The organism is Marivirga atlantica (assembly GCF_016734805.1).
GTDB lineage: Bacteria > Bacteroidota > Bacteroidia > Cytophagales > Cyclobacteriaceae > Marivirga > Marivirga atlantica.
This window is the reverse complement of record NZ_JAERQG010000001.1, coordinates 1,159,714-1,185,377: the sequence shown is the minus strand read 5'-3', so window position 1 is coordinate 1,185,377 and position 25,664 is coordinate 1,159,714. Positions and strand designations below refer to the sequence as shown.

At 36.8% G+C, this 25,664-nt stretch carries 31 protein-coding genes; 10 read left to right on the top strand and 21 right to left on the bottom strand.

Features of this window, described 5'->3' with window-relative positions; genetic code table 11:
* Window position 1 precedes the first annotated feature (1 nt).
* Window positions 2-907, top strand: coding sequence for a PorP/SprF family type IX secretion system membrane protein (locus JKP34_RS05385; protein ID WP_201918462.1), 906 nt, complete (start codon window positions 2-4; stop codon window positions 905-907).
* A 61-nt stretch (window positions 908-968) separates the two neighbouring features.
* Here the strand turns inward: JKP34_RS05385 and JKP34_RS05380 are convergent, their stop codons facing one another.
* Genes JKP34_RS05380 through JKP34_RS05365 form a run of 4 tightly spaced genes read right to left on the bottom strand, consistent with a single transcriptional unit; the run spans window position 969 to window position 3,875 of the window.
* Window positions 969-1,574, bottom strand: coding sequence for a superoxide dismutase (locus tag JKP34_RS05380; RefSeq protein ID WP_236664896.1), 606 nt, complete (start codon window positions 1,572-1,574; stop codon window positions 969-971).
* Window positions 1,575-1,618: 44 nt separating this feature from the next.
* Complete coding sequence (locus tag JKP34_RS05375; protein WP_201918460.1) at window positions 1,619-2,068, bottom strand: nucleoside deaminase; 450 nt, start codon at window positions 2,066-2,068, stop codon at window positions 1,619-1,621.
* Window positions 2,069-2,075: 7 nt separating this feature from the next.
* The gene (locus tag JKP34_RS05370; protein WP_201918458.1) at window positions 2,076-2,612 is read right to left on the bottom strand and encodes a hypothetical protein; all 537 of its coding nucleotides are present in this window, start codon (window positions 2,610-2,612) and stop codon (window positions 2,076-2,078) included.
* Window positions 2,613-2,627: 15 nt separating this feature from the next.
* Window positions 2,628-3,875 (bottom strand): ABC transporter permease, encoded by a 1,248-nt coding sequence (locus JKP34_RS05365; protein WP_201918456.1) that lies wholly within the window; start codon window positions 3,873-3,875, stop codon window positions 2,628-2,630.
* A gap of 100 nt (window positions 3,876-3,975) precedes the next feature.
* On the opposite strand from JKP34_RS05365, the gene queA reads away from it, so the two are divergent.
* From queA to porT, 3 genes are all read left to right on the top strand, one after another.
* Window positions 3,976-5,022 carry a tRNA preQ1(34) S-adenosylmethionine ribosyltransferase-isomerase QueA gene (gene queA, locus JKP34_RS05360; RefSeq protein ID WP_201918454.1) on the top strand — a complete coding sequence of 349 codons (1,047 nt, stop codon included), beginning with the start codon at window positions 3,976-3,978 and terminating at the stop codon, window positions 5,020-5,022.
* Window positions 5,023-5,141: 119 nt separating this feature from the next.
* Window positions 5,142-5,864 carry a bifunctional demethylmenaquinone methyltransferase/2-methoxy-6-polyprenyl-1,4-benzoquinol methylase UbiE gene (gene ubiE / locus JKP34_RS05355; protein ID WP_201918452.1) on the top strand — a complete coding sequence of 241 codons (723 nt, stop codon included), beginning with the start codon at window positions 5,142-5,144 and terminating at the stop codon, window positions 5,862-5,864.
* Window positions 5,813-6,556, top strand: coding sequence for a type IX secretion/gliding motility protein PorT/SprT (gene porT, locus JKP34_RS05350; RefSeq protein WP_201918450.1), 744 nt, complete (start codon window positions 5,813-5,815; stop codon window positions 6,554-6,556). Before ubiE ends, porT begins: the two co-directional genes overlap by 52 nt.
* Here the strand turns inward: porT and JKP34_RS05345 are convergent.
* The 10 genes from JKP34_RS05345 to JKP34_RS05300 all read right to left on the bottom strand — a co-directional run bounded on the left by JKP34_RS05345 (window position 6,550) and on the right by JKP34_RS05300 (window position 14,617).
* A complete protein-coding gene (locus JKP34_RS05345; protein ID WP_201918448.1) occupies window positions 6,550-7,362 on the bottom strand; it encodes a M48 family metallopeptidase in 813 nt (270 codons plus the stop codon). The two genes, porT and JKP34_RS05345, sit on opposite strands and share 7 nt — an antisense overlap.
* Before the next feature lie 2 nt (window positions 7,363-7,364).
* A complete protein-coding gene (locus tag JKP34_RS05340; RefSeq protein ID WP_201918446.1) occupies window positions 7,365-7,796 on the bottom strand; it encodes a DUF4870 domain-containing protein in 432 nt (143 codons plus the stop codon).
* Window positions 7,793-8,200: a DUF2752 domain-containing protein gene (locus JKP34_RS05335; RefSeq protein WP_201918444.1), complete on the bottom strand. Its 408-nt coding sequence runs from the start codon at window positions 8,198-8,200 to the stop codon at window positions 7,793-7,795. Before JKP34_RS05335 ends, JKP34_RS05340 begins: the two co-directional genes overlap by 4 nt.
* A gap of 8 nt (window positions 8,201-8,208) precedes the next feature.
* A complete protein-coding gene (locus JKP34_RS05330; RefSeq protein ID WP_201918442.1) occupies window positions 8,209-8,547 on the bottom strand; it encodes a TM2 domain-containing protein in 339 nt (112 codons plus the stop codon).
* A 201-nt stretch (window positions 8,548-8,748) separates the two neighbouring features.
* Complete coding sequence (locus JKP34_RS05325) at window positions 8,749-9,408, bottom strand: AlbA family DNA-binding domain-containing protein (protein WP_201918440.1); 660 nt, start codon at window positions 9,406-9,408, stop codon at window positions 8,749-8,751.
* A gap of 46 nt (window positions 9,409-9,454) precedes the next feature.
* The gene (locus JKP34_RS05320) at window positions 9,455-9,877 is read right to left on the bottom strand and encodes a VOC family protein (RefSeq protein WP_201918438.1); all 423 of its coding nucleotides are present in this window, start codon (window positions 9,875-9,877) and stop codon (window positions 9,455-9,457) included.
* A gap of 74 nt (window positions 9,878-9,951) precedes the next feature.
* Window positions 9,952-10,548, bottom strand: coding sequence for a NifU family protein (locus JKP34_RS05315; RefSeq protein ID WP_201918436.1), 597 nt, complete (start codon window positions 10,546-10,548; stop codon window positions 9,952-9,954).
* A gap of 21 nt (window positions 10,549-10,569) precedes the next feature.
* Window positions 10,570-12,021 carry a dicarboxylate/amino acid:cation symporter gene (locus tag JKP34_RS05310; protein ID WP_201918434.1) on the bottom strand — a complete coding sequence of 484 codons (1,452 nt, stop codon included), beginning with the start codon at window positions 12,019-12,021 and terminating at the stop codon, window positions 10,570-10,572.
* Window positions 12,021-13,097 (bottom strand): chorismate synthase, encoded by a 1,077-nt coding sequence (gene aroC / locus JKP34_RS05305; RefSeq protein WP_201918432.1) that lies wholly within the window; start codon window positions 13,095-13,097, stop codon window positions 12,021-12,023. The genes JKP34_RS05310 and aroC overlap by 1 nt, the downstream gene beginning before the upstream one ends.
* A 23-nt stretch (window positions 13,098-13,120) precedes the next feature.
* The gene (locus JKP34_RS05300; protein WP_236664895.1) at window positions 13,121-14,617 is read right to left on the bottom strand and encodes a BatD family protein; all 1,497 of its coding nucleotides are present in this window, start codon (window positions 14,615-14,617) and stop codon (window positions 13,121-13,123) included.
* A 116-nt stretch (window positions 14,618-14,733) separates the two neighbouring features.
* Here JKP34_RS05300 and JKP34_RS05295 point away from each other — a divergent pair, with 116 nt between their 5' ends.
* Complete coding sequence (locus tag JKP34_RS05295; RefSeq protein ID WP_201918430.1) at window positions 14,734-14,919, top strand: hypothetical protein; 186 nt, start codon at window positions 14,734-14,736, stop codon at window positions 14,917-14,919.
* Window positions 14,920-14,971: 52 nt separating this feature from the next.
* Here JKP34_RS05295 and queG read toward each other — a convergent pair whose 3' ends face one another.
* Together queG and ruvB are read right to left on the bottom strand one after the other, a co-directional pair.
* Window positions 14,972-15,907, bottom strand: a complete 936-nt coding sequence (queG, locus tag JKP34_RS05290) for a tRNA epoxyqueuosine(34) reductase QueG (RefSeq protein WP_201918427.1) — start codon at window positions 15,905-15,907, stop codon at window positions 14,972-14,974.
* Window positions 15,907-16,935, bottom strand: coding sequence for a Holliday junction branch migration DNA helicase RuvB (ruvB, locus tag JKP34_RS05285; RefSeq protein ID WP_201918425.1), 1,029 nt, complete (start codon window positions 16,933-16,935; stop codon window positions 15,907-15,909). Before ruvB ends, queG begins: the two co-directional genes overlap by 1 nt.
* A 144-nt stretch (window positions 16,936-17,079) precedes the next feature.
* Here ruvB and JKP34_RS05280 point away from each other — a divergent pair, with 144 nt between their 5' ends.
* Genes JKP34_RS05280 through JKP34_RS05270 form a run of 3 tightly spaced genes read left to right on the top strand, consistent with a single transcriptional unit; the run spans window position 17,080 to window position 19,641 of the window.
* Window positions 17,080-18,132, top strand: a complete 1,053-nt coding sequence (locus JKP34_RS05280) for an FAD:protein FMN transferase (RefSeq protein ID WP_201918423.1) — start codon at window positions 17,080-17,082, stop codon at window positions 18,130-18,132.
* Window positions 18,129-18,869 (top strand): class I SAM-dependent methyltransferase, encoded by a 741-nt coding sequence (locus tag JKP34_RS05275; protein WP_201918422.1) that lies wholly within the window; start codon window positions 18,129-18,131, stop codon window positions 18,867-18,869. Before JKP34_RS05280 ends, JKP34_RS05275 begins: the two co-directional genes overlap by 4 nt.
* Before the next feature lie 28 nt (window positions 18,870-18,897).
* Entirely contained in the window at window positions 18,898-19,641 is a 744-nt protein-coding gene (locus JKP34_RS05270; protein WP_201918420.1) for a ZIP family metal transporter, read from the top strand.
* Here the strand turns inward: JKP34_RS05270 and JKP34_RS05265 are convergent.
* From JKP34_RS05265 to JKP34_RS05245, 5 genes are all read right to left on the bottom strand, one after another.
* Window positions 19,607-20,290, bottom strand: a complete 684-nt coding sequence (locus JKP34_RS05265) for a DUF6962 family protein (protein WP_201918418.1) — start codon at window positions 20,288-20,290, stop codon at window positions 19,607-19,609. The two genes, JKP34_RS05270 and JKP34_RS05265, sit on opposite strands and share 35 nt — an antisense overlap.
* Window positions 20,291-22,042, bottom strand: coding sequence for an aspartate--tRNA ligase (aspS, locus tag JKP34_RS05260; RefSeq protein WP_201918416.1), 1,752 nt, complete (start codon window positions 22,040-22,042; stop codon window positions 20,291-20,293).
* A gap of 91 nt (window positions 22,043-22,133) precedes the next feature.
* A complete protein-coding gene (locus tag JKP34_RS05255; RefSeq protein WP_236664894.1) occupies window positions 22,134-22,562 on the bottom strand; it encodes a hypothetical protein in 429 nt (142 codons plus the stop codon).
* 70 nt (window positions 22,563-22,632) lie between these two features.
* Window positions 22,633-23,382: an NYN domain-containing protein gene (locus JKP34_RS05250; RefSeq protein ID WP_201918414.1), complete on the bottom strand. Its 750-nt coding sequence runs from the start codon at window positions 23,380-23,382 to the stop codon at window positions 22,633-22,635.
* A 35-nt stretch (window positions 23,383-23,417) separates the two neighbouring features.
* Window positions 23,418-23,630, bottom strand: coding sequence for a VF530 family protein (locus JKP34_RS05245; protein ID WP_201918412.1), 213 nt, complete (start codon window positions 23,628-23,630; stop codon window positions 23,418-23,420).
* A gap of 133 nt (window positions 23,631-23,763) precedes the next feature.
* Here JKP34_RS05245 and JKP34_RS05240 point away from each other — a divergent pair, with 133 nt between their 5' ends.
* Both JKP34_RS05240 and JKP34_RS05235 read left to right on the top strand, forming a co-directional pair.
* The gene (locus tag JKP34_RS05240; protein ID WP_201918410.1) at window positions 23,764-25,131 is read left to right on the top strand and encodes a M28 family peptidase; all 1,368 of its coding nucleotides are present in this window, start codon (window positions 23,764-23,766) and stop codon (window positions 25,129-25,131) included.
* A 29-nt stretch (window positions 25,132-25,160) separates the two neighbouring features.
* The gene (locus JKP34_RS05235; protein WP_201918408.1) at window positions 25,161-25,637 is read left to right on the top strand and encodes a hypothetical protein; all 477 of its coding nucleotides are present in this window, start codon (window positions 25,161-25,163) and stop codon (window positions 25,635-25,637) included.
* Window positions 25,638-25,664: the final 27 nt, after the last annotated feature.

Sequence of the window (25,664 nt, the reverse complement as noted above, 5' to 3'; positions counted from 1 at the left end):
CATGAGAAAGCTATTAATACTATTCATTTTAAGTCCTTTATTAAGCTATGCCCAGCTTGATCCGCTATACAATCAGTATTTCTTCAATCAAGCCATTATAAACCCTGCATATACTGGTGTGCATGATGTGTTTAATGCAACAGCGATCAGCAGAACCCAATGGGCTGGAGTGGAAGGTTCGCCCAACACAAACACTTTGTCAGTAAGCACATCTGCCTTCAAAAATAAAGTTGGAATTGGTGGACAACTAATTTATGACACCTACGGAATTAATAACAATACAGAATTCAACCTTGCCTATTCTTACAAAATTGACCTTAGCAAAAACAGAGTTTTTTCTTTTGGTTTGCAAGGTGGAATCATCAATTACAACTATAATTTTCAAGAACTAAACCTTGAATATTTTGATGATGAAGTTCTTTTAAATGCTGCACAAAAAGTAACCAAACCCAATTTTGGAATGGGTGCCTGGTTGATGGGAAGTAATTATTATATCGGTTTATCCATCCCCAGGGTATTTAATGTTTCTGTTAATGATGGAGACTCAGAAAGTGTAAGGTACAGACGGCATTTCTATTTAAGCAGTGGCTATGTTTTTGATGATTTATTTGCTGTGAAATTCAAGCCTTCCATTTTATTGATGTACGTAGATAACAATAATTACGCACTTGACTTAAATGCTTCTTTTCTCTTAAATGAGGTACTTTGGGTTGGAGCTTCTTTCAGAAATTTTAGTGCCATTGGGTTAAACACGCAGCTGAAGGTAAAAGAAAACTTTAAATTTGGATATGCATTTGAATTACCTCTTTACAATAGTGCCTTGATAGGTTACGGTACTCACTCACTTATGGCCTCAATAGATCTTGAACTGTTTAACAGACAGGCACTTGGTAGAAGAATGTTTTAACTAAAAAAGCCACTCTAATTTGATATCAGAGTGGCTTTTCGGTAATTGATTTATTTATCTTTTATTTACCTGCTTCGTATCTTTTTGATACTTCATCCCAGTTAATAACATTAAAGAATGCTGAGATGTAATCAGGTCTTTTATTTTGATATTTTAAGTAATAAGCATGTTCCCATACATCAAGACCTAAAATAGGTGTGCCTCCACATCCTACATTTGGCATAATTGGGTTATCCTGATTTGGTGAAGAACAAACTTCTACCTTACCACCAGAATGTACGCATAACCATGCCCATCCTGAACCAAATCTTGTAGCTGCAGCATTTGAAAATTCCTCTTTAAATTTATCAAATGAACCGTAAGCTTCGTTGATAGCTTCCGCTAAAGCTCCAGAAGGTGTTCCACCTCCATTAGGGCTCATAACTGACCAAAATAATGAGTGATTGTAGTGACCACCACCGTTATTTCTTACTCCATTATTATCAGAGTTATTTTTTAGTAAATCTTCTAAAGACTTACCATCCATGTCAGTTCCTTCAATTGCTGCATTTAACTTGCTTACATAACCAGCATGATGCTTGTCATGGTGTATCTCCATAGTTTGTGCATCAATATGTGGTTCTAAAGCATCTTTTGCATATGGTAATGCTGGTAATTCAAAAGCCATAATTGTTAAAAAGTTATAGGTTAAACATTAAATTAAACTGTAATCTATTTTCGCAGTTTGGCAAAAAAATCATCCAGAAGCTTTTTGCTACTTTCTGCCATTAAACCCGAATTAATCTCTGTTTTCGGATGGACCATGTTGGGATTAATGCTACTAAACCCTCTTTTAGGATCATGCTGTGCATAAACTAGTTTAGTCAGTTGCGACCAGTACAGTGCACCGGCACACATTCCACACGGTTCTAGCGTCACATAAAGCGTACAATCCTGTAAGTATTTACCTCCCAGAAAATTTGCTGCGGATGTAATTGCTAACATTTCAGCGTGAGCCGTAACGTCATTCAACCGTTCTGTTTGATTGTAAGCTCTGGCTATAATTTTATTTTGACAAACAACGACAGCACCTACCGGAATTTCACCTTCATCAAACGCCATTTGCGCCTGCTTCAGTGCTTCCTTCATAAAGTGCTCATCAGAATAAACGGTGAGTGACATCTTATGTTTACTTTAATTTGATGGATTCAAACATTTGATGTGCTACAGGTTTCCATTCATCTTTTAGGTAAGGAGGACAAGAAAAACTAATTGTGACTAATCCATTTCTAAAAATGGTGTATAACAGGTAAGTATAGCGTTTTTCAGGTGTTCTATTGTTATCATCTACCTGCGGTGTCCCTTCAAATTCATAGGCCACGAATTGTCTTTCATTGATATTAACTATCTTCTTTTTGGAAAATTCGATATCACTAAATAAGGATGGTATGCTAGAATCGTAAAAATCCTTCAAAAGATTTAAATCTTTCTCCAGCCAAAAAGTGGGGGAACCTGTGATGGTCAATTCTATTGCGCTGGCTTCATCTGTTAATGCCGCATCAGGAATTTTGGCACCAAGAAATTTAGCTGACAACTCTTGTTGGGTCATTTCTCTCAATGATGTCGACACCTCCATAGTGAGGTATTCAGTAAGTTTCTGCTTTTTAAGTGTGCTATCCTGAAAAGGAAATAAAATAAGTAGAAATAGAAGTACAGATCTAATCATAAAGTTTCAATAATATTAAGCTCTAATAGCTATTACAGGGTCTAAACGTGATGCGCCTAGAGCAGGTAAAATTCCTGATAAAGTACCAATAATAACAGATACCGAAACCCCCAAGAATATATTTCCGAATGAAAGTGTTAAATCGAGACTACCCAAAGAAATAAAGCTTATTAAATAAACCAACAACAAGCCGAACAGGCCTCCTAATAAGGATAAGAAAACCGCCTCGAATAAAAACTGGAAAAGAATAAAAAACCTTTTGGCACCTAACGATTTCTGGATACCAATAATATTAGTACGCTCTTTCACCGAAACAAACATAATATTTGCTATTCCGAAACCTCCTACCAAAATTGAGAAGCTGCCAATAACCCAGCCAGCCAATGTTACCACATCGAATAAACCACCAATAATTTCACCTAAGGCTTCGGGTCTATTTATAGCAAAATTTTTATCTTCTTTAGGGCGTAAACCTCTTTTTTGTCTTAAGAGACCAGTTAACTCGCCTTCCAATTCCTTCAATCCCTCATCATCCTCAAAGCCTTTGGCAGCAATTATTGATTCCACACCAAAAACGCCTCTACCTGAATACATTTTAAAAAAAGTTTTATAGGGTACATAAACGTAATCATCTGCACTAGGAGCATCCAAAACACTTGCTCCTTTTTTCTCCATTACACCAATCACTCTGAATTTTAGTCCTCTGAGTTTAACCTCTTTACCTATTGCTATAGTATTAGGAAATAAAGTTTGCGCCACTTCATAACCAATGATTGCTACATTTGAACCTTTCTCAACCTCTTGAGGACTAAAGTATCTACCGTCATCAACAGGTATTTCAAATACATCTTTGTGAGAATAAGCTACTCCGGAAACTATTGCCCCGTTTAAACTATTATTTTCATGCTTAATTAGCGTACCGAAGCGTTCAGCAAAAATGGTAATACTCTTAGCCTGATTTGTATTATCAGCAAGAAACTTATACTCGCTGTAATCAGCCTTTGGCCTGTTGATGTATTTCCACCAAGGGTAGCTTTCACCGAAAATCCATGGGAATTTCTCAATCCTTACTACATCATCACCCAAAAAATTAAAGCTGCTCTTAATATTTTTCTCAAGAGAATCTACAAGTGTAAATACCAAAATAATAGAGAAAATACCTACTGTTACACCCAAAAGGGACAATATGGTTCTCATTAAATTAGCTCGTAATGCCGAGAGTGCGAAACGAAAGCTTTCAAGAAGTAGATGTATGTATATCATACTATAATATTAAAATATAAAGCTACGAGTTTATCAAAAACTATTGTTAACTTTGCCCTCTTAATTTTTAATGTAACATCTTAATACCGTAATATTAAGTATGAAATTATCTGAATTTAAATTCGATTTACCCCTAAAATTAGTAGCACAAAATCCTACTGATGACAGAGACCAATCAAGATTATTGGTGCTTCACAAAGACACTGGTGAAATAGAACACAAGACTTTTAAAGATATTGTGGACTATTTTGATGAAGGCGATGTGCTTGTTACCAATAACACCAAAGTTTTCCCTGCTCGTTTATACGGGAATAAGGAGAAAACGGGTGCTCAAATTGAAGTTTTCTTGCTAAGAGAGCTTAACAAAGAAATGCACCTTTGGGATGTTTTGGTTGATCCTGCCAGAAAAATCAGAGTCGGAAATAAGCTTTATTTTGGTGATGGTGAATTGGTTGCTGAAGTAATTGATAACACTACCTCAAGAGGTAGAACCATCCGTTTCCTTTATGATGGAGAAGATGAAGACTTTTATAAACTGGTTGATAGTTTAGGTGAAACACCATTACCTAAATATATCAAAAGACCGGTTGAAGAAAGTGATAGAGAGCGTTTCCAAACTATTTATGCCGAAGAAGTTGGTGCAGTTGCTGCTCCTACAGCAGGTATGCACTTTACCAAGCAAATTCTGAAAAGAATGGAGCTTAAAGGTGTAGATACAACTCCTATTACTTTACATATTGGCCTTGGTACTTTCAGACCAGTTGACGTTGAAGATCTTACTAAACATAAGATGGATTCCGAAAACTTTAAAGTACCAACTGAAACTGCAAAGCTTGTTAATGATGCACTTGACTCTAAGAAAAGAGTTTGTGCCGTAGGTACTACTTCAATGAGGTCTTTAGAATCATCAGTAAATGCAAGCAACAGATTGAAGGCAAATGATGGTTGGACGGACAGATTTATCTTCCCTCCTTACGAGTTTAAAATCTGTAATGCCTTGATTACTAACTTCCATATGCCTGAGTCAACTTTGTTGATGATGGCTTGCGCTTTTGGTGGTTATGAAAACGTAATGAAAGCTTATCAGGTAGCCATAAAAGAGAAATACCGTTTCTTGTCTTATGGTGATGCCATGTTAATCATATAAAATACCGAAAGGCTATTGAAGGGTTTAATGCTTTCAATAGCCTTTTTAAATTTTATGAGTTTTAAAACAAATCATTTTCACAAAAGCTTTGTTAAACTCACCTATCTATAAATATTTACATGACGGTACTTCCTTATAAAGATAAAGACACAGCTAAGAAGCAACAAGTTGCTGACATGTTTGACAGCATCAGTCCTAAGTACGACTTTCTTAATCACTTTCTAAGTTTAGGTATAGATATAAGATGGCGAAAAAAAGCCATTAAACAACTACAGGAAATTAAGCCCAAAAACATCTTAGATATTGCTACTGGTACAGGCGACTTTGCAATTGAGTCATTGAGCTTAAATCCTGAGCAGGTAGTAGGAGTTGACATATCTGAAGGAATGCTATCTGTAGGTAGAGAAAAACTTAAGAAAAGAAAGCTTGATGATAGAATCACATTAAAATCAGGGGATTCAGAGAACCTACCTTTTGATGACAATATGTTCGATGCTATCATCGTTGCCTTTGGAGTAAGAAATTTTGAAAATTTGGAAAAGGGGCTAACTGAAATGTTCAGAGTGTTAAGACCCGGAGGCAAAGTAGTAGTTTTAGAATTTTCTAAACCGAAAAGCTTTCCTTTCAAACAATTGTATAATTTCTATTTTAAAAATATCTTACCAACTGTAGGTAAACTTATTTCAAAAGATAAAGCTGCTTATACCTATCTTCCTGAATCAGTAAAGTCATTCCCCGATGGCAAAATGTTCACTGATATTTTGGATAGGGTTGGCTTTAATAAAACGCAATGCAAACCATTAACCTTAGGCATCAGCTCAATATACACGGGTATAAAGTAATCCTTTTAGGCTTACTATTTACCCTACCTTTTCAGGCGCTTTCTCAAAGAAGATATGAGAAAGAGAATTTACCAAATTACGATAGTGAGTTAATACATTATGGTTTCTATCTTGGTGGACACTCAGCCAGTATGAAGCTAAAGTATGATGATGTTTATCTTAGTAATGAATTCGATTCTTTACATTCTATTGTACCACAAAGTTCTCCTGGTTTTACAGTAGGGTTTATACTCAACTTAAGAGCTGCTCAATACCTGGACTTTAGAGTTTTACCCGGTGTTGGACTTTATCAATACACACTGAACTACAATATTTATGATAATGCCCAAACTATTTTAGTACAGGGCAAAAAAGAGGCTTTCTATGCCGAATTACCGCTTATGATGAAGTATAAATCTCAGCGAAGAGGTAATTTTCGAGCCTATATTATTGGGGGTGTAAAGCCATCGTATGAAGTGAGTGGAAAAAGACCTGATGAGGTAAATGAAGATATTCTTTTATTAAATACCTTCAACCTGGCGTTAGAATTTGGATTAGGTTTCGATATCTATTACGAATTCTTCAAATTTTCACCTGAAATCAGATTTTCTAGAGGAGTTACCAACGCACTTTTTAGTACTGAAAACTCTTACAGCAGACCTGTACAGCAGTTAACTACTAATGCGGTCTCGATCTATTTACAATTTCAATAGTTGTCAGTTTCCTTATCGGAAAGCAACTGTTGCAATTCTTTCCAACTGCTTTCACTTAAAGCTTCTGTAAAGCTAGCTTTATCAGCGGAGCTGATTAATCCCATTATTTCTTTAGCCCTATCTTCACTGGTCGGGTGAGTGCTCAACCAAGCCAAATCAGACATAAAATCAGGTTCTTTCATCGATAATAGATAAAAGAACTCTGCCAGCGGTTCCGGATCAATATTGGCTTCGAGGAGATATGAGACAGCTTTTTCATCTGCTTCTTCCTCCAAAGAACGGTCATAGGCCGTAGAGGAAAGTGTTTGAGTCACTTGTCTTACAACTTCTCCACCTCCGCCAGAGGTTGAAGAAATTAATACTGCCAAACCTAATTCCTTTATTAGCTTCTTTCTTACGTGATTCAGCTGAATATGTCCTAATTCATGCGCCAACACACCACTCAAAGCCTCAGGAGATTCACACGCTTGAATCAAACCACTGTTTACTACTAAATAATCTGTTGGCAAAGCAAAAGCATTAACTTCCGGCTTGTTGAGAATAATTAGCTTGATCTCGTTTCTGTTGAGATTATTCCTATCGGTTATTCTCTCCAGCAGGCTATCCAGCTTTTGGGTTACCTTCTTATCTTTAATAATATCTTCGGTGCGCTCCAGATTTTCCTTAATAAACTCGCTGATACGCTCCTCTGACTTTTCACTTGCTTTATCGATGCCCCACCATTCTCTAAAGTTGATTTGACTTAATAAGAGCCATCCACCCACAAAGATTAAAACCAATAACAATCCTTTCCCTAATACTTTCATAATTAGCCTTTTATTGATAAATCAGTTATATCAGAGTAAAACCACCACTTAATATGTTTATGTTTTCTGATTTTACTGGCTGTATACATAGTAGCCAGCAATTCAGTAAAGTTGAAAAGGAATATCATAATGATGTAGGCTATGTAATAATTAGAAAGCTGTATACCGTCAGTTATGATTGATATTGTCCACCAGAATCCAATTGAATTCACAATAAACAATGACAGCTGTGAATATAATGCCTGAGTACAATGCCACCTGACAAACTCTGTTGATTTTCTGTTTGCTAAATAAAAAATAAGCGTGGCCAATAGATTAATTATAGGTATTGGCAAGCCTGCAACAATTGCTATCAATGACATCAGATAGCTGTTAGAAGCTCTTTCTGCTTCGCTATCATGAATGTCGTAACGAAATGTAGTTGTCGTAATCATAAGCCTTTAAAAATATTCCAGCACCAGTTGATCAATATCAATATTATTAATGGATATGAATATTGAGGTTTCTTAAGTACTTCATTAATACTTTGTGAAAATTGAAACAGAGAAGCTCTTCTAGTAATCAAATCATGCAGCAACCAGATGGGTAAACTGAATAACCCTAACACTAATAAAAACCCTAATGGGTTTTGAAGTGCAGCTTTTTTCAGTTCGCCCTGAGTAATCAGCATAGCGCTTCTTGTAGAACCGCATGCCGGACAAGGAAGACTACTTACATTCTTAAACAAACAGATGGTGGGACCTTTCACTTGATTGGCATCCATTAGATTATAACTAAACCAGGCAACTCCAACCACTAATAAGCTAAGAATTATAATATAAAAGCGCTTCTGTTTCATTTAATATGTTACACTAGCACTCTAGCTAGATTCTCAGTATTCTTTTCCTTTGTAGCACCCATTATTAGGAACCAGTCTACAATCGTCCAGATACCCAATCCACCACAAGTTATTAACTTAATAATCCCTAATGTAGTATCGCCTATCATAAACCTATCAATGCCTAATGAGCCAATAACTATTGAAATAATTAAGATCATTGTTGGGTCTTTAAATTGCAGAAATTGAAGGCTCGACCATTTATCGTCAGGCATGTTCATCAATTTCTCTCTGATTTGCGGTAATTGGTATGATTCAAAATACTTACCGTTATTCATGATGAACATATCTACTTTACTTGCTTCCATTTTTTATAGTTTTTAGTGAATAATTAATATTTGACTATTTGAAGGCGATATCTGTGCCAAAGCGTTAAAACAGCCTTTAAACTTATTTGGAAGGTGTAAACTACTGAATTATGTTCATAAACGAACATAATAATTTTAAAAAATGAACAAAATTTTCAAAAAGGGTTCATTATTGGACAAACTTTTGAATCAATTCTTAAACTAGTAAGAAGATGAAGACAGGCTATAAATATCCTCTTTATCTGAAGGTTGAACTTCAATGATTCCTGAAAGGGTAAGTGTAATCAGTATTTGAGATGCCTTGAATCTATTAAGTTTGGAAAGCTGCTGAAATTCTGACAAAGTAATATGCTTGTGTTGATCGAGATATTCCAAAAGCATTTTCTCTTTATCTTCTATACTAAAAGCTCTGTTACTCTTCCGCTGTGATAGTTTGATAATTCTTCGAACCTCTCTACTTGCTTTTATGCTCTTATCAGCTGAGCGTACATAAGCTATACCTTTTTCAGCTTCTCTATCTGGTAGGGCATAATGTAACTTCTTCCTACTTTCTTCAATGGTATAATGTACTACGGCTTTATTATCATCTTCATCCAGCGGAATAATATCATAAGAGAATTTGAGTTTGGGCTTACAGAGTGTGAATAGCGCCTTATTGAGGACGAAAATTTCTTCGTCAGCATACTTAACCCCAGGTATACTACCATTATCATCTACACCAATGAGCAGATCGCCACCTTTTGTGTTGGCAAATGCTACGGCTTCCCTAATTATCTTTTCAGGATGAGCTACCTTTCGCTTGAACTCAAGGGTATCTCCCTCGCCCTGTCGCACCAATCTTTGTAATTCCTTGAAATCCATTTTGAATTAAACTTACTTCTACTAGAACCTCAGTAATCGCTGAATGTTACTTTCTGAAGATATGGCTATCATCTTTAAACGCTTTAAACTCTAGTGCGTTTCCACTGGGATCAAGGAAAAACATTGTAGCCTGTTCACCTGCCTGTCCTTCGAATCTGATATGTGGTTTGATAATAAATTCAATAGAATTACTTCTAAGTTTATCGGCAAATTTATGCCACTGTTGCCATTCGAGAATAACTCCTGAATGCTTAATAGGCACTGCCTTACCATCTACCTCATTGGCTGGTGGTTCTTGAATTTTATCTTTTGTTAAATGAGCCGTTACCTGATGACCAAAAAAGTCGAAGTCAATCCATTTATCAGAGGTTCTACCTATTTTACAATCTAGAATATCTTCATAAAATTTTCTGGTTTTATCTAAATCATACACTGGAAAAGCGAGGTGGAATGGTCTGATTTGCGGCATGGATCAAATTTTATACGGAAAATAAAAAAGGAACACTTATTCAGTATTCCTTTACAAAAGATATTAAAATATTTTTAAACGCCCTCTGCTTCTACTTCTTTTACATCATTAGGAAGCATTCTTTTTAAAAGATTCTCAATCCCGGCCTTTAACGTAATAGTTGATGAAGGGCATCCGCTACATGCTCCTTGTAAAAGCAATTTAACTCTTTGTGGTTCTTTGTCATAAGAATGAAAAGAAATAGCACCACCATCTTGCTCAACAGCTGGCTTGATATATTCTTCCAGAATATTCTTTATCTGTTCTTCTATTTCAGCATTTTCACCTGTATTAGGAGTCTCGATAAAGTCCTCGGCTTCAAACTCTATTACTCTGTTACCTTCTTCTAAAAATTCTTTGATCAGGTCTTTAATTTGAACCTGAATTTCAACCCACTCGTATTCTGGTTTTTTTGTAACTGTTACAAAGTTACTCATATAAAAAACCCTGTCTACAAATGGAAAATCAAACAATTTATTAGCTAGAGGAGCTTTTTTGGTATCCTCCTGAGCAGGAAAATCAAAAGAATCGCCCTCTGGTACAAGCATTTGATTGGTGGCAAACTTCAAAGAGTTTGGGTTAGGGTTTGCCTCCATATATATGGTAACAGGTTGTTTGGTCTGTGTACTCATCTTTTTCTTTTTTATCAGTTTTTATTTGTTAGCTGGAACGTCATCCGGCACATTAAGTTCACCTTCTGACTTAGCAATTAAAGTAGAAACAGTTGCATCGCCTGTAACGTTCACCACAGTTCTAAACATATCTAAAATTCTATCAACAGGAAAGATAATTGCTACCCAAGCAGGGTTCAAACCAACAGAGTTCAATACAATAATCATCATTACTAATCCTGCGCTTGGTACTGCCGCTGAACCTATAGAAGCTAAAGTTGCAGTTAACACGATAGTTAATTGTTGCCCTAAGGTTAAATCAACCATATGTAACTGGGCCAAGAATACAACGGCTACAGCCTGATACATACTGGTACCATCCATATTAACAGTAGCACCAACAGGTAAAACAAAAGATGATATCTTTTTAGAAACACCCATATTCTCTTCCACACATTCCATTGTAACAGGAAGTGTAGCCGCACTACTAGAAGTAGAAAATGCTAAAAATTGAGCCGGAGACATTCTCTTAAAGAATTCTTTATAGCTCAGTTTTTTGATGATTAAACTTGTGATGACTGGGTAAAGTACGAATATCATAAAAAGTAATCCTCCCAAAAGTGTTACTGAGTAACTCCCTAATCCTTTGAATATCTGTAATACCTCGGCTGGAGTGTCAGCCATCTTGGCAATCACACCGGATAACAAGGCAAACACAAAGAATGGAGCTGCCTTCATGGTAATATCTACCATTTTTAGAATCACCTCATTGGCTCCATTTACAAAGCTGATTACACCACCTACTTTGTCATTTGGCAACATAGCCAAACAGATACCAAAGAAGAGTGCAAAGGCTATAACTTGTAGCATATTACTGTTGCTTCCGAAAGCACCGAAAACGTTTTCAGGCACCATATCAACAAAGAATTGAAGTGGTCCTTTGCTAGAAGTTTCATCAGCTGATTCAGAAAGTTTGCTCACTTTTGAATCGGTCTGTATGGCAGCAGCTCTTAAAGAGTCCATCACCTGATCAGAGATAGCACTACTTACTTTGTCGTCAAACTTGGCATCAGTAAGGAAAGAACGGCCATCTTTTGGTTTAGGAACATCAGGATTATTTTTTACCCAAAGCTCATATTTTATTCTATTCTTAACACGCTGGTCTTCATTAACAAACTTACCAGGTTGAACCAAGTTCACTATTGCCAATCCAATTCCTACAGCTAAAATTGTTGATGCCAGGTAAAATGAAATAGTCTTCAAACCCAACTTCCCTAATCTATTAATATCAGTAAGGCTTGATACTCCACTAATGATAGAGAGCAGTACAAGTGGTACAGCAATTGCCTTTAATATTCTGATGAAGATCTTCCCGAAAGGGTCAATCCAATCAATAGTAAACTGATTCCAGCCTAAATAACTTGAAACAAAGGCCCAAATGATACCCAAGGCCAGACCAATAATAATTTTAATGTGTAAAGGTAATTTCTTCATTAAATTCTGTTAGTTTTCTTCTGAAGGATAAAATCCGCAATAGTAATAGCAGCCATTGCTTCCACTATTGGCACTGCACGTGGTACAACACAAGGGTCGTGTCTACCTTTACCACTCACTGTTACTTTATTGCCTTCTTTATCAATACTTTCCTGATCGTTCATGATTGTGGCAACTGGTTTAAATGCCACATTAAAATAAATATCTTCTCCATTGGAAATCCCCCCTTGTATTCCACCAGAGTAATTGGTTTTGGTTGATACTTTTTCTCCTTGCTTTTCTATGATGTCGTTATGTTCTGAACCATACATTTCAACACCATCAAAGCCACTGCCATACTCGAAGCCTTTTACAGCATTAATGCTTAACATAGCCTGCCCTAGTACAGCATGTAATTTATCAAAAACGGGTTCACCTAATCCTGCCGGCACTCCTTTTATTACACAACTCACTATACCACCTACGGTATCACGGCTTTTACGGACTTCATCAATGTGGCTGATCATCCGTTCTGCCATCTGTTCATCCGGACAGCGAACTATATTTTCTTCTGCCTTTGACAGATTAAGTTGATGATGACCTTTTTCAAGTCCTATTTTACCAACTTTAGAAACATATGCACGAACGTCAATATTCAACGAAGAGAGTAAAGATTTGGCTATTGCTCCGGCAGCAACTCTTGCAGCGGTTTCACGCGCTGAACTCCTTCCGCCTCCTCTGTAGTCGCGTACTCCGTATTTCGCATCATAAGTAAAATCGGCATGAGAAGGACGATAGGTATCCTTGATATGACTATAATCCTTACTTTTCTGATCCTTATTTCGGATACTGAGCGCAATTGGCGTACCTGTTGTTTCCCCTTCAAAAACTCCTGAAAGAATTTCAACTTCGTCCTCTTCTTTTCTTTGTGTAGTAATTTTAGACTGACCTGGCTTACGCCTTTGCATATCTATTCGAATAGCTTCCTCATCAATGGTAACACCTGCGGGGCAACCATCGATAATTACCCCGATGCCTAGCCCATGTGACTCACCGTAGGTTGTAATTGTAAAGATTTTTCCGAAGCTATTACTCATCAAAATTGAAATTGTGGCGCAATTTAGGACTTTTTAATCAAGATGAATAATGTAAGACCTAAAGCCAGCACAATTATAATGTTAACTAATGGTTGGAGCCATTGATTTTTAGACAAACTGACTAATTCGTTCGATTCACCCTCGAAGCGTTCATAAAATAAACCTTGAGACATTGAAGAACCTAGGGCCTGGTTTTTTAGGCTTTCACCTACCACATTAATTTTATAATCCGATTTCAGTGTATCGTATCTGTTCTTCTGTGTGTTAAAGAAAACAAAGTTGAAATAATCTCCCAAATTGTACGCTCCAGGTTCTTTTGGCGAAACATAATAGCTAAATGTTTTCGTGCCTTTTACAGTTGTTCCACTTCTTACTATTCTTTCCTGAGAGTTCGGAGGATATATTTCTAAATCACTATCTGTTTTAATATTTGGTTCATTTATGTAAGCGATATTACCCACACCCTTTATTTGGAATTGGTATTGAAAACTTTCTCCCGTTTTAACATTGGGATTATTTAAGTTTTCTTCCAAACTGTAATTACCTACAGCCACCTGATCTTTAAGTGGATGAGGAGGAAGCTGCTTTACTTTTATTTTCTTGGCTTTTGTATAGAACGTTTTAAAGCCTTCCTTTCTGCTTTGGCCGAAAAAGCTTGAACGTTTCGCTACCTGATACTTGATCATTTTTAAGCCAACAGAAGGAAACTCTATGTCATCGGCATTTAAAGGAAAGAAACTTGCCTGAAAAACCTTGTAAACCGTAAATCGCTCACCGTTGATATTAACTGACTCAGGTGAGATGTTTTCAATATTAAAATTCTCTTCCCACACATTTTTGGGTCTGATTTCTTTAAGAATATCTGTGAGTTGATTGGTTAAATCATGAAACTGCAATGGTGCCCTATTCTTCTCAGAAATATAAAAAGCTAATGTGGCGTTTACACCTTCTCCCACATAAACCTCATCTTTATCCGTTGTAAGTGCCAGAAAAGCATCATCTTTCAAATCAATAAATTCAGTGGGCTCATCTCGCCTTCCAAAGAAATCTTCAAAAGGATCCGACCCAAAAGGATCGTATCTTCTTTGCTGCTGACGTTGTTGAGCCGGACCAACCTTCACTTGTTTCCCTGGTGAGCTAACCTGCTTACCATTTACTGTAATATTAAAAGGCGCAATATTTACAACTCCTTCCTTTTCCGCTACATAAGTTTGGGTAATACTTTGGCTTCTGCTTACCTGCCCATTAAATATGTTTGTTGAAGAGCTGCTTGAAGTTCCTCTTTTAACTAAACCAGGTATGTCAGGAAACTTATCGTATGACTTTAAGGTCTCACCTTGTACATTAATTGTAATAGTGAAAGCCTGATTAAGGGCTATATTGTCTGGCCCCAATTCAATAGAAATATCTTGTGCCTGCAACGTAAATGCAGAAAAGAAAAAAATCAAAAAAAATAAGCTCAATTCTCTCAACCTAATCATCATTATCTCCGTTGTTAAAGGCAATTTTAGTCGATTCATGAACGTCAAAATTAGTGGATAATTTCGGATTTATGCAGAAAATAGCTATATTGTTTTGCTTCAAAAATCCGAAGTAAGTTCTTTTTAATAAATCTACAACCTAAACATTTAATGTTATGTTAGATTACGTAAAATCAATTCTTTCTAAGGTAAGCTTTGACAAAAGACTATTTGAAAAGGAATTGGTCAAAGCAATGGCTCTGCTAGTAGAAAACGAGCTGCAAAATTTAAAGGAGTGGTGCTACCAAACCTTTTCCTCTAAACACGGTGATGTGCTCAGTAAACATCTGGCACATATTTAGATAAACTAACTACTTTATGGAACCTCTCAACTGAGAGGTTTTTTTTATGCCTTTACATTTTATCCTCAATAAACTTTATATTCCTTTTTAGCCCTTCGTACTTTGTTCTCTTTACCGCTGACTTTCTGAAAATTTCATTAAATACCTCCTTAGTAAGCTCTTGCCAGCCTTGTTTATCGAGGTTCAACATTTCATCGTGGGGATTAAATTGTGCTTCTTGATGTGGTTTTGAAAACCTGTTCCAGGGGCAAACATCCTGGCAGATATCACAACCAAACATCCAATCATCCATTTTCCCAGAGAACTCTGAAGGAATCTCATCTTTGAGTTCAATGGTCAAATAAGAAATACATTTGGACGCATCTATGACTTGATTGCCTACAATAGCATCAGTAGGGCAAGCATCTATACATTTTGTGCAAGTACCACAGTAATCCTTAGTGGGAGCGTCAGGACTAAGCTCTATATCAATAATTAGTTCGGCCAGGAAGAAAAAACTTCCCATTTGTTTATTCAGAAGTAATGAGTTTTTACCTAGCCAGCCCAAGCCGCTTTTAGCAGCCCATTGGCGCTCCATCACTGGTGCAGAATCCACAAATACACGACCTCCTACTTCACCAATTTCTTCTTGAATTATCGATAAGAATTCTTTCAGCTTATCCTTGATGACAAAGTGATAGTCTTTACCATATGCATATTTGGCAATTTTGTAGTTGTCAGAATAGTTGAGTTCTTTCTGAGGATAATAATTATAAACAAGAGAGACTACTGATTTTGCGCCTTCCACAAGCTTGGTAGGATCAAGCCTTTTATCAAAGTGGTTGGCCATATAGCTCATTTTCCCCTGATAATTTCTGTTGAGCCACTCTTCTAATCGTGGCGCCTCTTCTTCAAGAAATTCGGCTTTTGAGATACCACAAAAATCAAATCCGAGTCTTTGAGCTATATCCTTTACCTGACTACTATGCTTACTTTCAAGGTTTAGCATTAACTAAAAAGGTCACCTGATCTTGCTGGTGGAACTATCCCTAAATGCTTAAAAGCTAACTCCGTTACCTGCCTACCTCTGGCCGTACGCTTCAAATAACCTTCTTGAATAAGAAATGGCTCATACACTTCTTCAATAGTATCTGCCTCCTCACCTACTGCTGTAGCTATGGTTCCTAAACCTACAGGACCACCTTTAAATTTTTCTATAATGGTACTTAAAATACGGTTATCCATCTCATCAAGCCCGTGCTGATCAACATCTAATGCATTTAGCGCAATCTCTGAAATCTCTTTGGTGATTGTTCCATCCCCTTTGATCTGAGCAAAGTCACGGGTTCTGCGTAAGAGCATATTGGCAATTCTTGGCGTCCCTCTACTTCTTCTGGCAATCTCGAAGGAAGCATCTTCAAGCATAGGTGTGTCTAATATGTCAGCAGAACGCTGAATAATTTGCTTTAATAAATCTGCATCATAATATTCAAGCCTGGCATTAATACCAAATCTTGCTCTTAAGGGTGATGTTAGTAAACCAGAGCGGGTAGTGGCTCCAATTAATGTAAAAGGATTTAAGCTAATTTGAACTGAGCGAGCATTGGGGCCCGAATCAAGCATAATATCTATACGGTAATCCTCCATAGCAGAATACAGATATTCTTCAACTACTGCATTCAGCCTGTGAATTTCATCAATAAATAAAACATCACCTTCTTCAAGATTAGTTAACAAACCTGCTAAATCACCAGGCTTGTCTAAAACAGGACCCGAAGTGATTTTAATGTTGGTATTTAATTCATTAGCAATGATGTGTGAAAGCGTAGTTTTACCTAAACCCGGAGGGCCATGTAACAATACATGATCAAGTGGTTCAGAACGCAGTTTAGCCGCCTGAACAAATACTTTGATGTTGTCCAGCACTTTTTGCTGTCCGGTAAAATCCGCAAAAGAAAGTGGCCTTAAGGCCTTTTCGTATTCCCTTTCAGCAGAGCTTAAATTTTCCTCATCACCACTTAAAAAATCTTCTCTCATCACATTGAATTTAGCTGCAATTTAAAATTTTATTGACAAATACTCGTCACAAAAACAACAGTAGAAATATCAGTTGTTATAAAAATTACAATCTGATCGTAAAACTAAAGCATATCACTTAATTTCGTGTTGTAAATTAATATTATGAACAACAGAATTAAAAATGCTCTCTATTCACTAGTGCTTATTGTAGCTGTTGGTGCTGTATGGTTATACCGTAACAATTCTAGCGATAAGGCTCAAGAAGAAAGCATTCCATATACATTCATTACAGGCAAAGCACAGGGCACTAGCTATAACATAACTTATCAAGACGAAGAAAAAAGAAACTTCAAAAAAGAGGTAGACTCGCTCTTATTAGCCTTTGATAAAAGTCTTTCAACCTACAGAGAATATTCTGAAATAAGCTATTTCAATAAAGATGAGATTGATAGCTTAAACTTTAAAACTCACTACTTCTACCCCGTACTTGAAGCTTCGCAAAAAGTTTATGAAGCTTCTAAGGGTGCATTTGACCCTACCATTTACCCTTTGATCAAAGCATGGGGATTTGGCAAAGATGAAAGTAATTTCCCGGACACCGCAACTGTTCAAAATATCAAAGCTCATGTGGGTTTCGATAAAATCGCCTTTAATGAGCAAGCAGTCTGGAAAAAAACTGATGACATCGGTCTTAATTTTAATGCCATAGCACAGGGTTATGCTATTGATGTTTTATTTGATTACATCACTGGAGGTGGAGTTGAAAATGTGATGATTGAATTAGGTGGTGAAGTAAGAGCTGCGGGGGTAAATGATAGAAACGAGGCGTGGTCAATAGGAATAGACAACCCGCAAGCTGGTAAAGGAGGTAGTGACAGAGCCGCTATTGTTAAACTTAAAAACCAGGCGGTATCAACATCAGGAAATTATAGGAATTTCTTTGTAAAAGATGGCGTGACTTACGGACACACCATTGATCCGAGAACTGGCTTCCCAGTGCAGCGAGATATTATTTCTGCTACAGTTTTAGCTCCAGACTGTATGCAGGCTGATGCCTGGTCGACTGCGTTCATGGTGCTCGGCCTTCAAGAATCAAAAGTAATTCTTAAAGAGCAACCCCAGTTAAAGGCTTACTTTATCTATATAGATGAAAATGGCACTACACAAAACTTTGTATCAGAGGATCTGAAGGATAAAATCATTTTAGGTGAATGACTAAATGGGGAAAAGAGTGGTTTGGGGATTGGTTCAATTCACCTTATTACCACGTGCTTTATAAAAACCGTGATGACAACGAAGCGCAGTTTTTCATCAACCATTTGGTAAAGCACCTGAAAGTTGAGAAAGATGATAAACTGCTTGATGTAGCTTGTGGCAAGGGACGGCATGCCATTTTTCTAAATAGTTTAGGCTTTGAAGTTGATGGAATTGATCTCTCCGAAAGCAATATCAGTTCAGCAAGAGTTCACGAAAACGAATCTTTGCACTTCTTTGAGCATGATATGAGAGAGCCTTTCAGAAATGCTCATTACGACTTTGCTTTCAACCTTTTTACAAGTATTGGTTACTTCGAAGATGAGGCTGACAACCAAAAAGCTATTTCTGCTATTGCTGCATCATTAAAAAATGGTGGATTTTTCATACTTGATTTCTTAAATCCGTATAAGGTGATTAATCATTTGGTGGATGAGGAGATAAAAATGATAGAGGGAATAGAATTCCACATTAATAGAAGTTTTCAGGATACTTATATCGTAAAAGATATTCGGTTCGAGGATGAGGGAGAAACCTATCATTATCAGGAAAAGGTTAAAGCCATTAGGCGAATGGATTTTTTAGACTATTTTAGAAATGCAAATCTGCTCTTAAAAGATACCTTTGGAAGCTATGGTTTAGAAACCTATCATCCGGAGCAATCTGACAGAATGATTTTTATTACCCAAAAATTGTAAATTACTTTTTGCAGCTTTACGTACATTTATGGAGTTATCAATTATTGCACTTTTTTTACTGACATTATTAGGAGGACTAGCCGTTTTCATAGTTCCTAAATTCAACTCTAGCTACTTCCAGCTGAGTCTTGTTTTTGCCGGTTCTTATCTTTTTTCCATCACAGTAATCCATATCTTACCTGATCTATTTTTACACCAGAGCAGTGTACCCCATTTAGGCATTTATGTTTTACTGGGCTTTTTTCTGCAGGTTATCATTGAATACTTCTCAGAGGGCGTTGAACATGGCCATTTACATCAACATAAAAATGAACACAACCACAAGCCAAATCAGTGGATAGGTTTATTAATAGCGCTTTGCACACATGCTTTTCTTGAAGGAACTTTACTTGCTCATCCGCAAGCATTACACAATCATGGGCAAGATCATTCGGTATTTTTAGGAATATTGATGCATAAAATACCGGCTGCTTTTGCTTTAATGTCTGTAATCACTTGCCACATTCATGCTAAATGGAAAACGATTTTAATATTGGCAATTTTTAGTTTGGCGAGCCCTATTGGTATTATATCCAGTAACATCTTTCATGAAGCAGGCTATTTTTCTGAAAACTTCTTTGCCATACTATTTGCAGTAGTGTCAGGAAACTTTCTACACATCTCCACCACCATATTTTTTGAAAGTAGCCCAAATCATAAACTTAGCTACAATAAATTATTGGTAGCGGGAGGAGCTGCTATAATTGCTGTGCTTGCAGAGTTTTGGATGTAGCTAAATACTTGGCAACTGCATCGAAGCCTTTATACAAGAGGAAATAACATGGTAGAAGTACAAGATGACTCAACACATTCTGATTAAACCACGCATTAAAAGCAATTCCTAATCCATGGATTATGGCAGGCAAAAGAAAAAGACAAATAGCCATTGGCACTTTCAAAAATACCTTTTCCTTATTAAGGAAATAACTAACAATGTGTATCACTGTTGTAAAGCCGATTAACCCTACTGTGGTATTTATTTTCACTACATTAAAATGTTGAATATTCAATAATTGCGAGATGAACACACCAAAAAAGGCATAGACAAACATCCTCAATAGATTTTTCAATTTAGCCTGCTTTATTACTCTGATACTTGCTAGCTCTACAAAAAGGATGCTGATGCCTTGAACAGTCCATGCCACGAGATGAGGCACTTTACCAAAATAATGCTCCAATAAATGACTGCTCCCTCCAATAAAAGAAGATATTCCTAAAAAAAGGAAAAACATACCAGCATATTTAGCATACTTTAATTTATGGTCATAAAACAATTTATGACCACAGTAAAAAGCTACAACCGACATCATTACATCGGTAACGAAAGTAAGCGGATCCATCAGCTGTAATCCGAAAAGCTCTATGTAGGTATGTTGTATCACTTATTTTTTATTTACTGCTATATGTAGCTCTTTCAGTTGTTCTTCAGAAATTGTGGCCGGTGAATCAATCATAACATCTCTACCGGCATTATTTTTAGGAAATGCAATATAATCTCTAATAGAATCTGAACCACCAAACATGGCACAAAGTCTATCGAAGCCGAATGCTACACCACCATGTGGAGGTGCTCCATATTCAAAAGCATCAAGTAAGAATCCAAATTGCTTTTGTGCTTCTTCAGGAGTAAACCCTAATGCTTTAAACATTTTTGATTGTAATTCACGGTCATGTATTCTAATACTTCCTCCACCAATTTCAACACCATTGATCACCATATCGTAAGCATTGGCTCGCACCTTACCCGGATCGGTTTCAATTAAAGCCTCATCCTCAGGTTTAGGACTTGTAAAAGGATGGTGCATAGCATGGAAACGCTTAGTATCTTCATCCCATTCAAGAAGAGGGAAATCCACTACCCAAAGTGGTTTGTAGGTATTTTTATCTCTTAAGCCCAGATCAGACCCCATTTTAAGGCGTAATTCATTCATGCATTTTCTGGTATGATCTAAATCACCGCTAAGCACTAGAAGTAAATCTCCTGGTTTGGCATTGGCTTGTTCTGCCCATGCTTTTAAATCATCCTGGTTATAGAATTTGTCAACAGAAGACTTGATTGAACCATCTTCATTGCATTTCACATAAACCAAACCTTTGGCACCAATTTGAGGACGCTTCACGAAATCAGTTAATGCATCTAACTGCTTACGTGTGTAATCGGCACAACCCTCAGCATTTATCGCTAAAACTACTTCCGATTGCTCAAAAACATTAAAGCCTTTACCTTTCGTAAGGTCAGAAATATCAATAAAAGGCATCCCGAATCTTAGGTCAGGTTTATCGGAACCATATAGCCTCATTGCTTCAGCGTAGGTCATTCTTTCAAAATCAATCAGATCAACTCCTTTTACTTCTTTGAAAAGGAATTTCATCATGCCTTCGAAAGTATTCAACACATCTTCCTGCTCCACGAATGACATTTCACAATCTATCTGGGTAAATTCTGGCTGTCTATCTGCTCGTAAATCTTCATCTCTAAAGCATTTAACTATTTGGAAGTATTTATCGAAACCGGAAACCATCAATAGCTGCTTGAAAGTTTGCGGTGATTGAGGCAAGGCATAAAATTCGCCATCGTGCACTCTGGAAGGAACAACAAAGTCACGAGCACCTTCAGGAGTAGATTTAATTAAAACAGGCGTTTCAACTTCCAAGAAGTTTTGTTGATCCATATACCTTCTGGTCGCCTGCATCAACTTGTGCCTTAGCTGAAGTTTTTCACGAACTGCATTTCTTCTTAAATCCAGATACCTGTATTGCATACGAAGCTCTTCTCCGCCATCGGTATCATCTTCAATAGTAAAGGGAGGTGTTTTTGCCGCATTTAAAACAGTAAGGTTTTCAACTACTATTTCAATATCGCCAGTAGGCATTTTATCATTTTTGGCGTAACGCTCGGTAACTTCACCCTCAGCCTTTATCACGAACTCTCTACCCAGTTTACGCGCCTTCTCTAAAAGATCTTCCGAAGTTTGACCTTCCTGAAAAATAAGCTGAGTAATTCCATATCTATCACGCAGATCAACCCAGAGCATGCCTCCTTTGTCCCTTACGCGCTGTACCCAACCAGATAATATTACTTTTTCTCCTTTATTTTGAAGTCTTAATTCCCCGCAGTTATGTGTTCTATGCATTTTACTTTGTATCGAAAATTTGGGCAAAGGTAATCAATATCACTTTTTATGACAGCCCATTTGATGGAAAAGAGTAGTGTTAGTGAAAGTTTTAGTTGCTCTTGGCTATTCTATGATTTTCTGACATTTCATTAGCAGCCTTAAGTAAGCCCATTACGCCTATTCCGAAAACCATAAGCCCTATTGATAGCTCATTCCATTCTTTAAAAGGACTAAGAAAGTACCCTACAGCTCCACTTATGATAAAAAACAGAACCAATATTGCTATCCAAATCAGGAAAAACCTAGCCCTTTTTTCACTTTGAAAAACCCATAATGACAGTTTATTCTGAGTTTTAGTAGTGTCTTGTAAAGTGGAAAAACTAATGGCAACTCCCATAATGATCAGACCATTATTATAATTATCGATGAGGTTCTCAAAACCTAGAAAAAGTGGTTTGTATATAAAAAATAAGCCTAAAAGCATGAGCGGATATTGCAAATAGCTTAAAGCATTAAGGAATTTCTTTATTGTTTTCAATTAAACAGAGGTTTTGTGACACTATTAATCCTGTCCAAAATAAGTCTTTCAAATGAAAGCTGACTCCTTCTTATCTTTTTCTTTTCTGATTTTCTTTACGTTTTACAAAAATTAGTTTGCTATTACTTTTAGGATTATCACGCTGTTCAATATCGAATTTACCTGTGGCTTTTATTAAAGGAGTGAGTTTCTCGAAACCATAATTTCTTGCGTCAAAATTGGGCTGTTTCTTTTGGAGCAAACTACCTACATCTCCCAGAAAGGCCCATCCATCATCATCAGAAACATCGGCAACTGTAGCAGCTATTAAATTAATTTCTTTTTGAGTAATCTTTTCAATGGCATCCTTCTCGCTATTCACCTGAGACTCGCCAGACTCCTTCTTTTGAGTGCTTTTAAGAATTTCTACATAAATAAACCGATCGCAGGCTACAATAAACGGACTTGGCGTTTTCTTCTCACCTATTCCAATCACCTGCATACCTGCCTCTCTTAGCCTGGTAGCAAGCTTTGTAAAATCACTATCACTCGAAACCAGGCAGAAGCCATTTACCTTTTCTGAATAAAGAATATCCATGGCATCAATAATCATAGCTGAATCAGTGGCATTTTTACCGGTGGTATAGCTATATTGTTGAATAGGTGTAATGGCATTTTCTAATAAAACAGCTTTCCATTTACTCAAATTGGGCTTAGTCCAATCTCCGTAAATTCGCTTGATTGTCGGATTACCATATTTGGCGATTTCCTCCATCATTTCTTTCACAGGTGCTGATGATATATTGTCACCATCAATTAATACTGCCAGATTGTTATTCATATGAATCAGTTTTGCTAAAGGTCATTATAATTTGATCACTTCAAAGATTTTAAATAAAGTTTCTCAACTTTTTCTCTGGCCCAGGGGGTTTTTCTCAAAAACTTTAAACTTGAATTGATGGAAGGTTCATAATTAAAACATCGAATATTAATCCTTGATCCGAGCTCTTCCCAACCATACTTATCAACCAGAAAATTAAGGATTGCCTTTAATGTAATACCGTGTAAAGGATTATTAGGTTGTTCCATTTTTAAATTTGAATAGCTCAAAGCTAGGGAATAATTAGATGAAATGGTCAAACTACGATTTACCCGCCTATAACAAATTGGTTATAAATTCACTTTAAGTAGAGTAAATTAAAATTCAATCATTTAAATAACTATGAAAAAGCTATTACTACCAGTATTGTTTATTTGCCTATTTAGCATTTCACTTTTAGCACAAACCACTCAAAACGAACCTCCTCAAATAGACACCCGGGTTTATGATTTAATAGAATCAGTTTCGGCTGAGCGATTAGAAAAAGATATTACCAAGCTGGTGAGTTTCGGTACAAGAAATACTTTTTCAGATACAGTTTCTGACAAAAGAGGCATTGGGGCTGCCCGCAGATGGATAAAATCAGAGTTTGAGAAAATATCCGCTGACTGTGACAATTGCCTGGAAGTTTTCTATCAAAAAGATTTCGTTACCAAAGAAGGTAATTCTCGCGTACCAAAAGATGCCTGGGTTGTAAATGTTGTAGCTATTCAAAAAGGAACGGATTATCCTAACAATTATATCATCATGTCTGGTGATATAGATTCTCGTGCCAGTAATACCATGGATTATACCACTGATGCTCCGGGTGCCAATGACAATGCAAGCGGCATGGCGGGAGCCATCGAGGCAGCCAGAGTACTTTCCAAATATAAATTCAAGCATAGCTTAGTTTATGTAGGACTTTCGGGCGAAGAGCAAGGTTTATTTGGTGGATCTGGACTAGCTAAGTATGCTCAGGAAAATGAGTGGAACATTATTGGAGTGCTCAATAATGACATGATTGGTAATATTGAAGGTGTAGATGGAGTGATTGACAACCGCACGTTCAGAATTTTTTCAGAACCTGTACCACCTACAGAAACGGAAAGAGATAGAACTTTGAGAAGATATTATGGTGGTGAAGTGGATGGGATTTCAAGGCAATTGGCTCGCTATATACATAAGCAAACTAAAACCTATATGCCTGAAATGAATCCTATGATGATCTACAGATTGGACAGGTTTGGCAGAGGTGGTCACCATAAACCATTTAATGATTTAGGCTTTGCAGGTGTTCGCATAATGGAAGCCCACGAAAACTACAATAGGCAACATCAAGATATTAGAACGGAGGATGGTATTGAGTATGGAGATGTGCTTTCAGGTGTTAACTTTGGCTATGCAAAAAAGCTTACCGCTGTAAATGTTATCAGTATGGCTAACCTGGCTTGGGCACCACCTGCACCAAAGAATGTTGGTATAGGCGGTGTGGTTGAGCCTTCTGCTAAGTTGGAGTGGGATAAAGTAGAAGATGACAACATTGTGGGTTATAAGATTTACTGGCGCTTAACTACTTCACCCACATGGGATAATTTCAGATATGTTGGTAAAGTAAACCAGCATACTTTAGAAGGAATTGTAATAGACAATTATTACTTCGGTGTAGCAGCAGTAGCAGCCAACGGAAGTGAATCAATGGTTGTGTTTCCTGAAAAGGTAATAAGATAGTATATTGAGCTAGTAAAAAACTATCAACCATGACTTATCTATTTTGGCAAAAGCCCACTTTCAGTAGTTCTACAAAGCTATTTCAGAACAGCGAGCAAGTGGGCGTTTTCAATTTTGGCTCTTTTAGTACCAACTCGAGCGTACTTATTAAAGGACAAACCTATTCAATAGAGCCGCAAGGATTTGGACAGAAAGTACTTTGGATAGACACGAAAGACTTTAGCGTTATTGCGGAAATTTATTTTGAGCAGTTCAGCTCCGTAGCAAGAATTGTTTACAATAATGAAATATATGTTTATAAAGATAAGATCCTGATGAAGGATGGACAGTTGATTGCCAAATGCAATACAAAAACCTTCTCAGAAGATGGGAACATTGAATCGCCAGAGGATAATTTGATACTGATGCTATCCACTTATTATATTCACCAGTATAAATCAAGCCTAATTAGTTTCTTCGTTACAATTATAAGCACCTTTATCATTGTTTATTTCTTGTTTTTTTAGGTACTAACCACTCTTGTAAAAGTATTT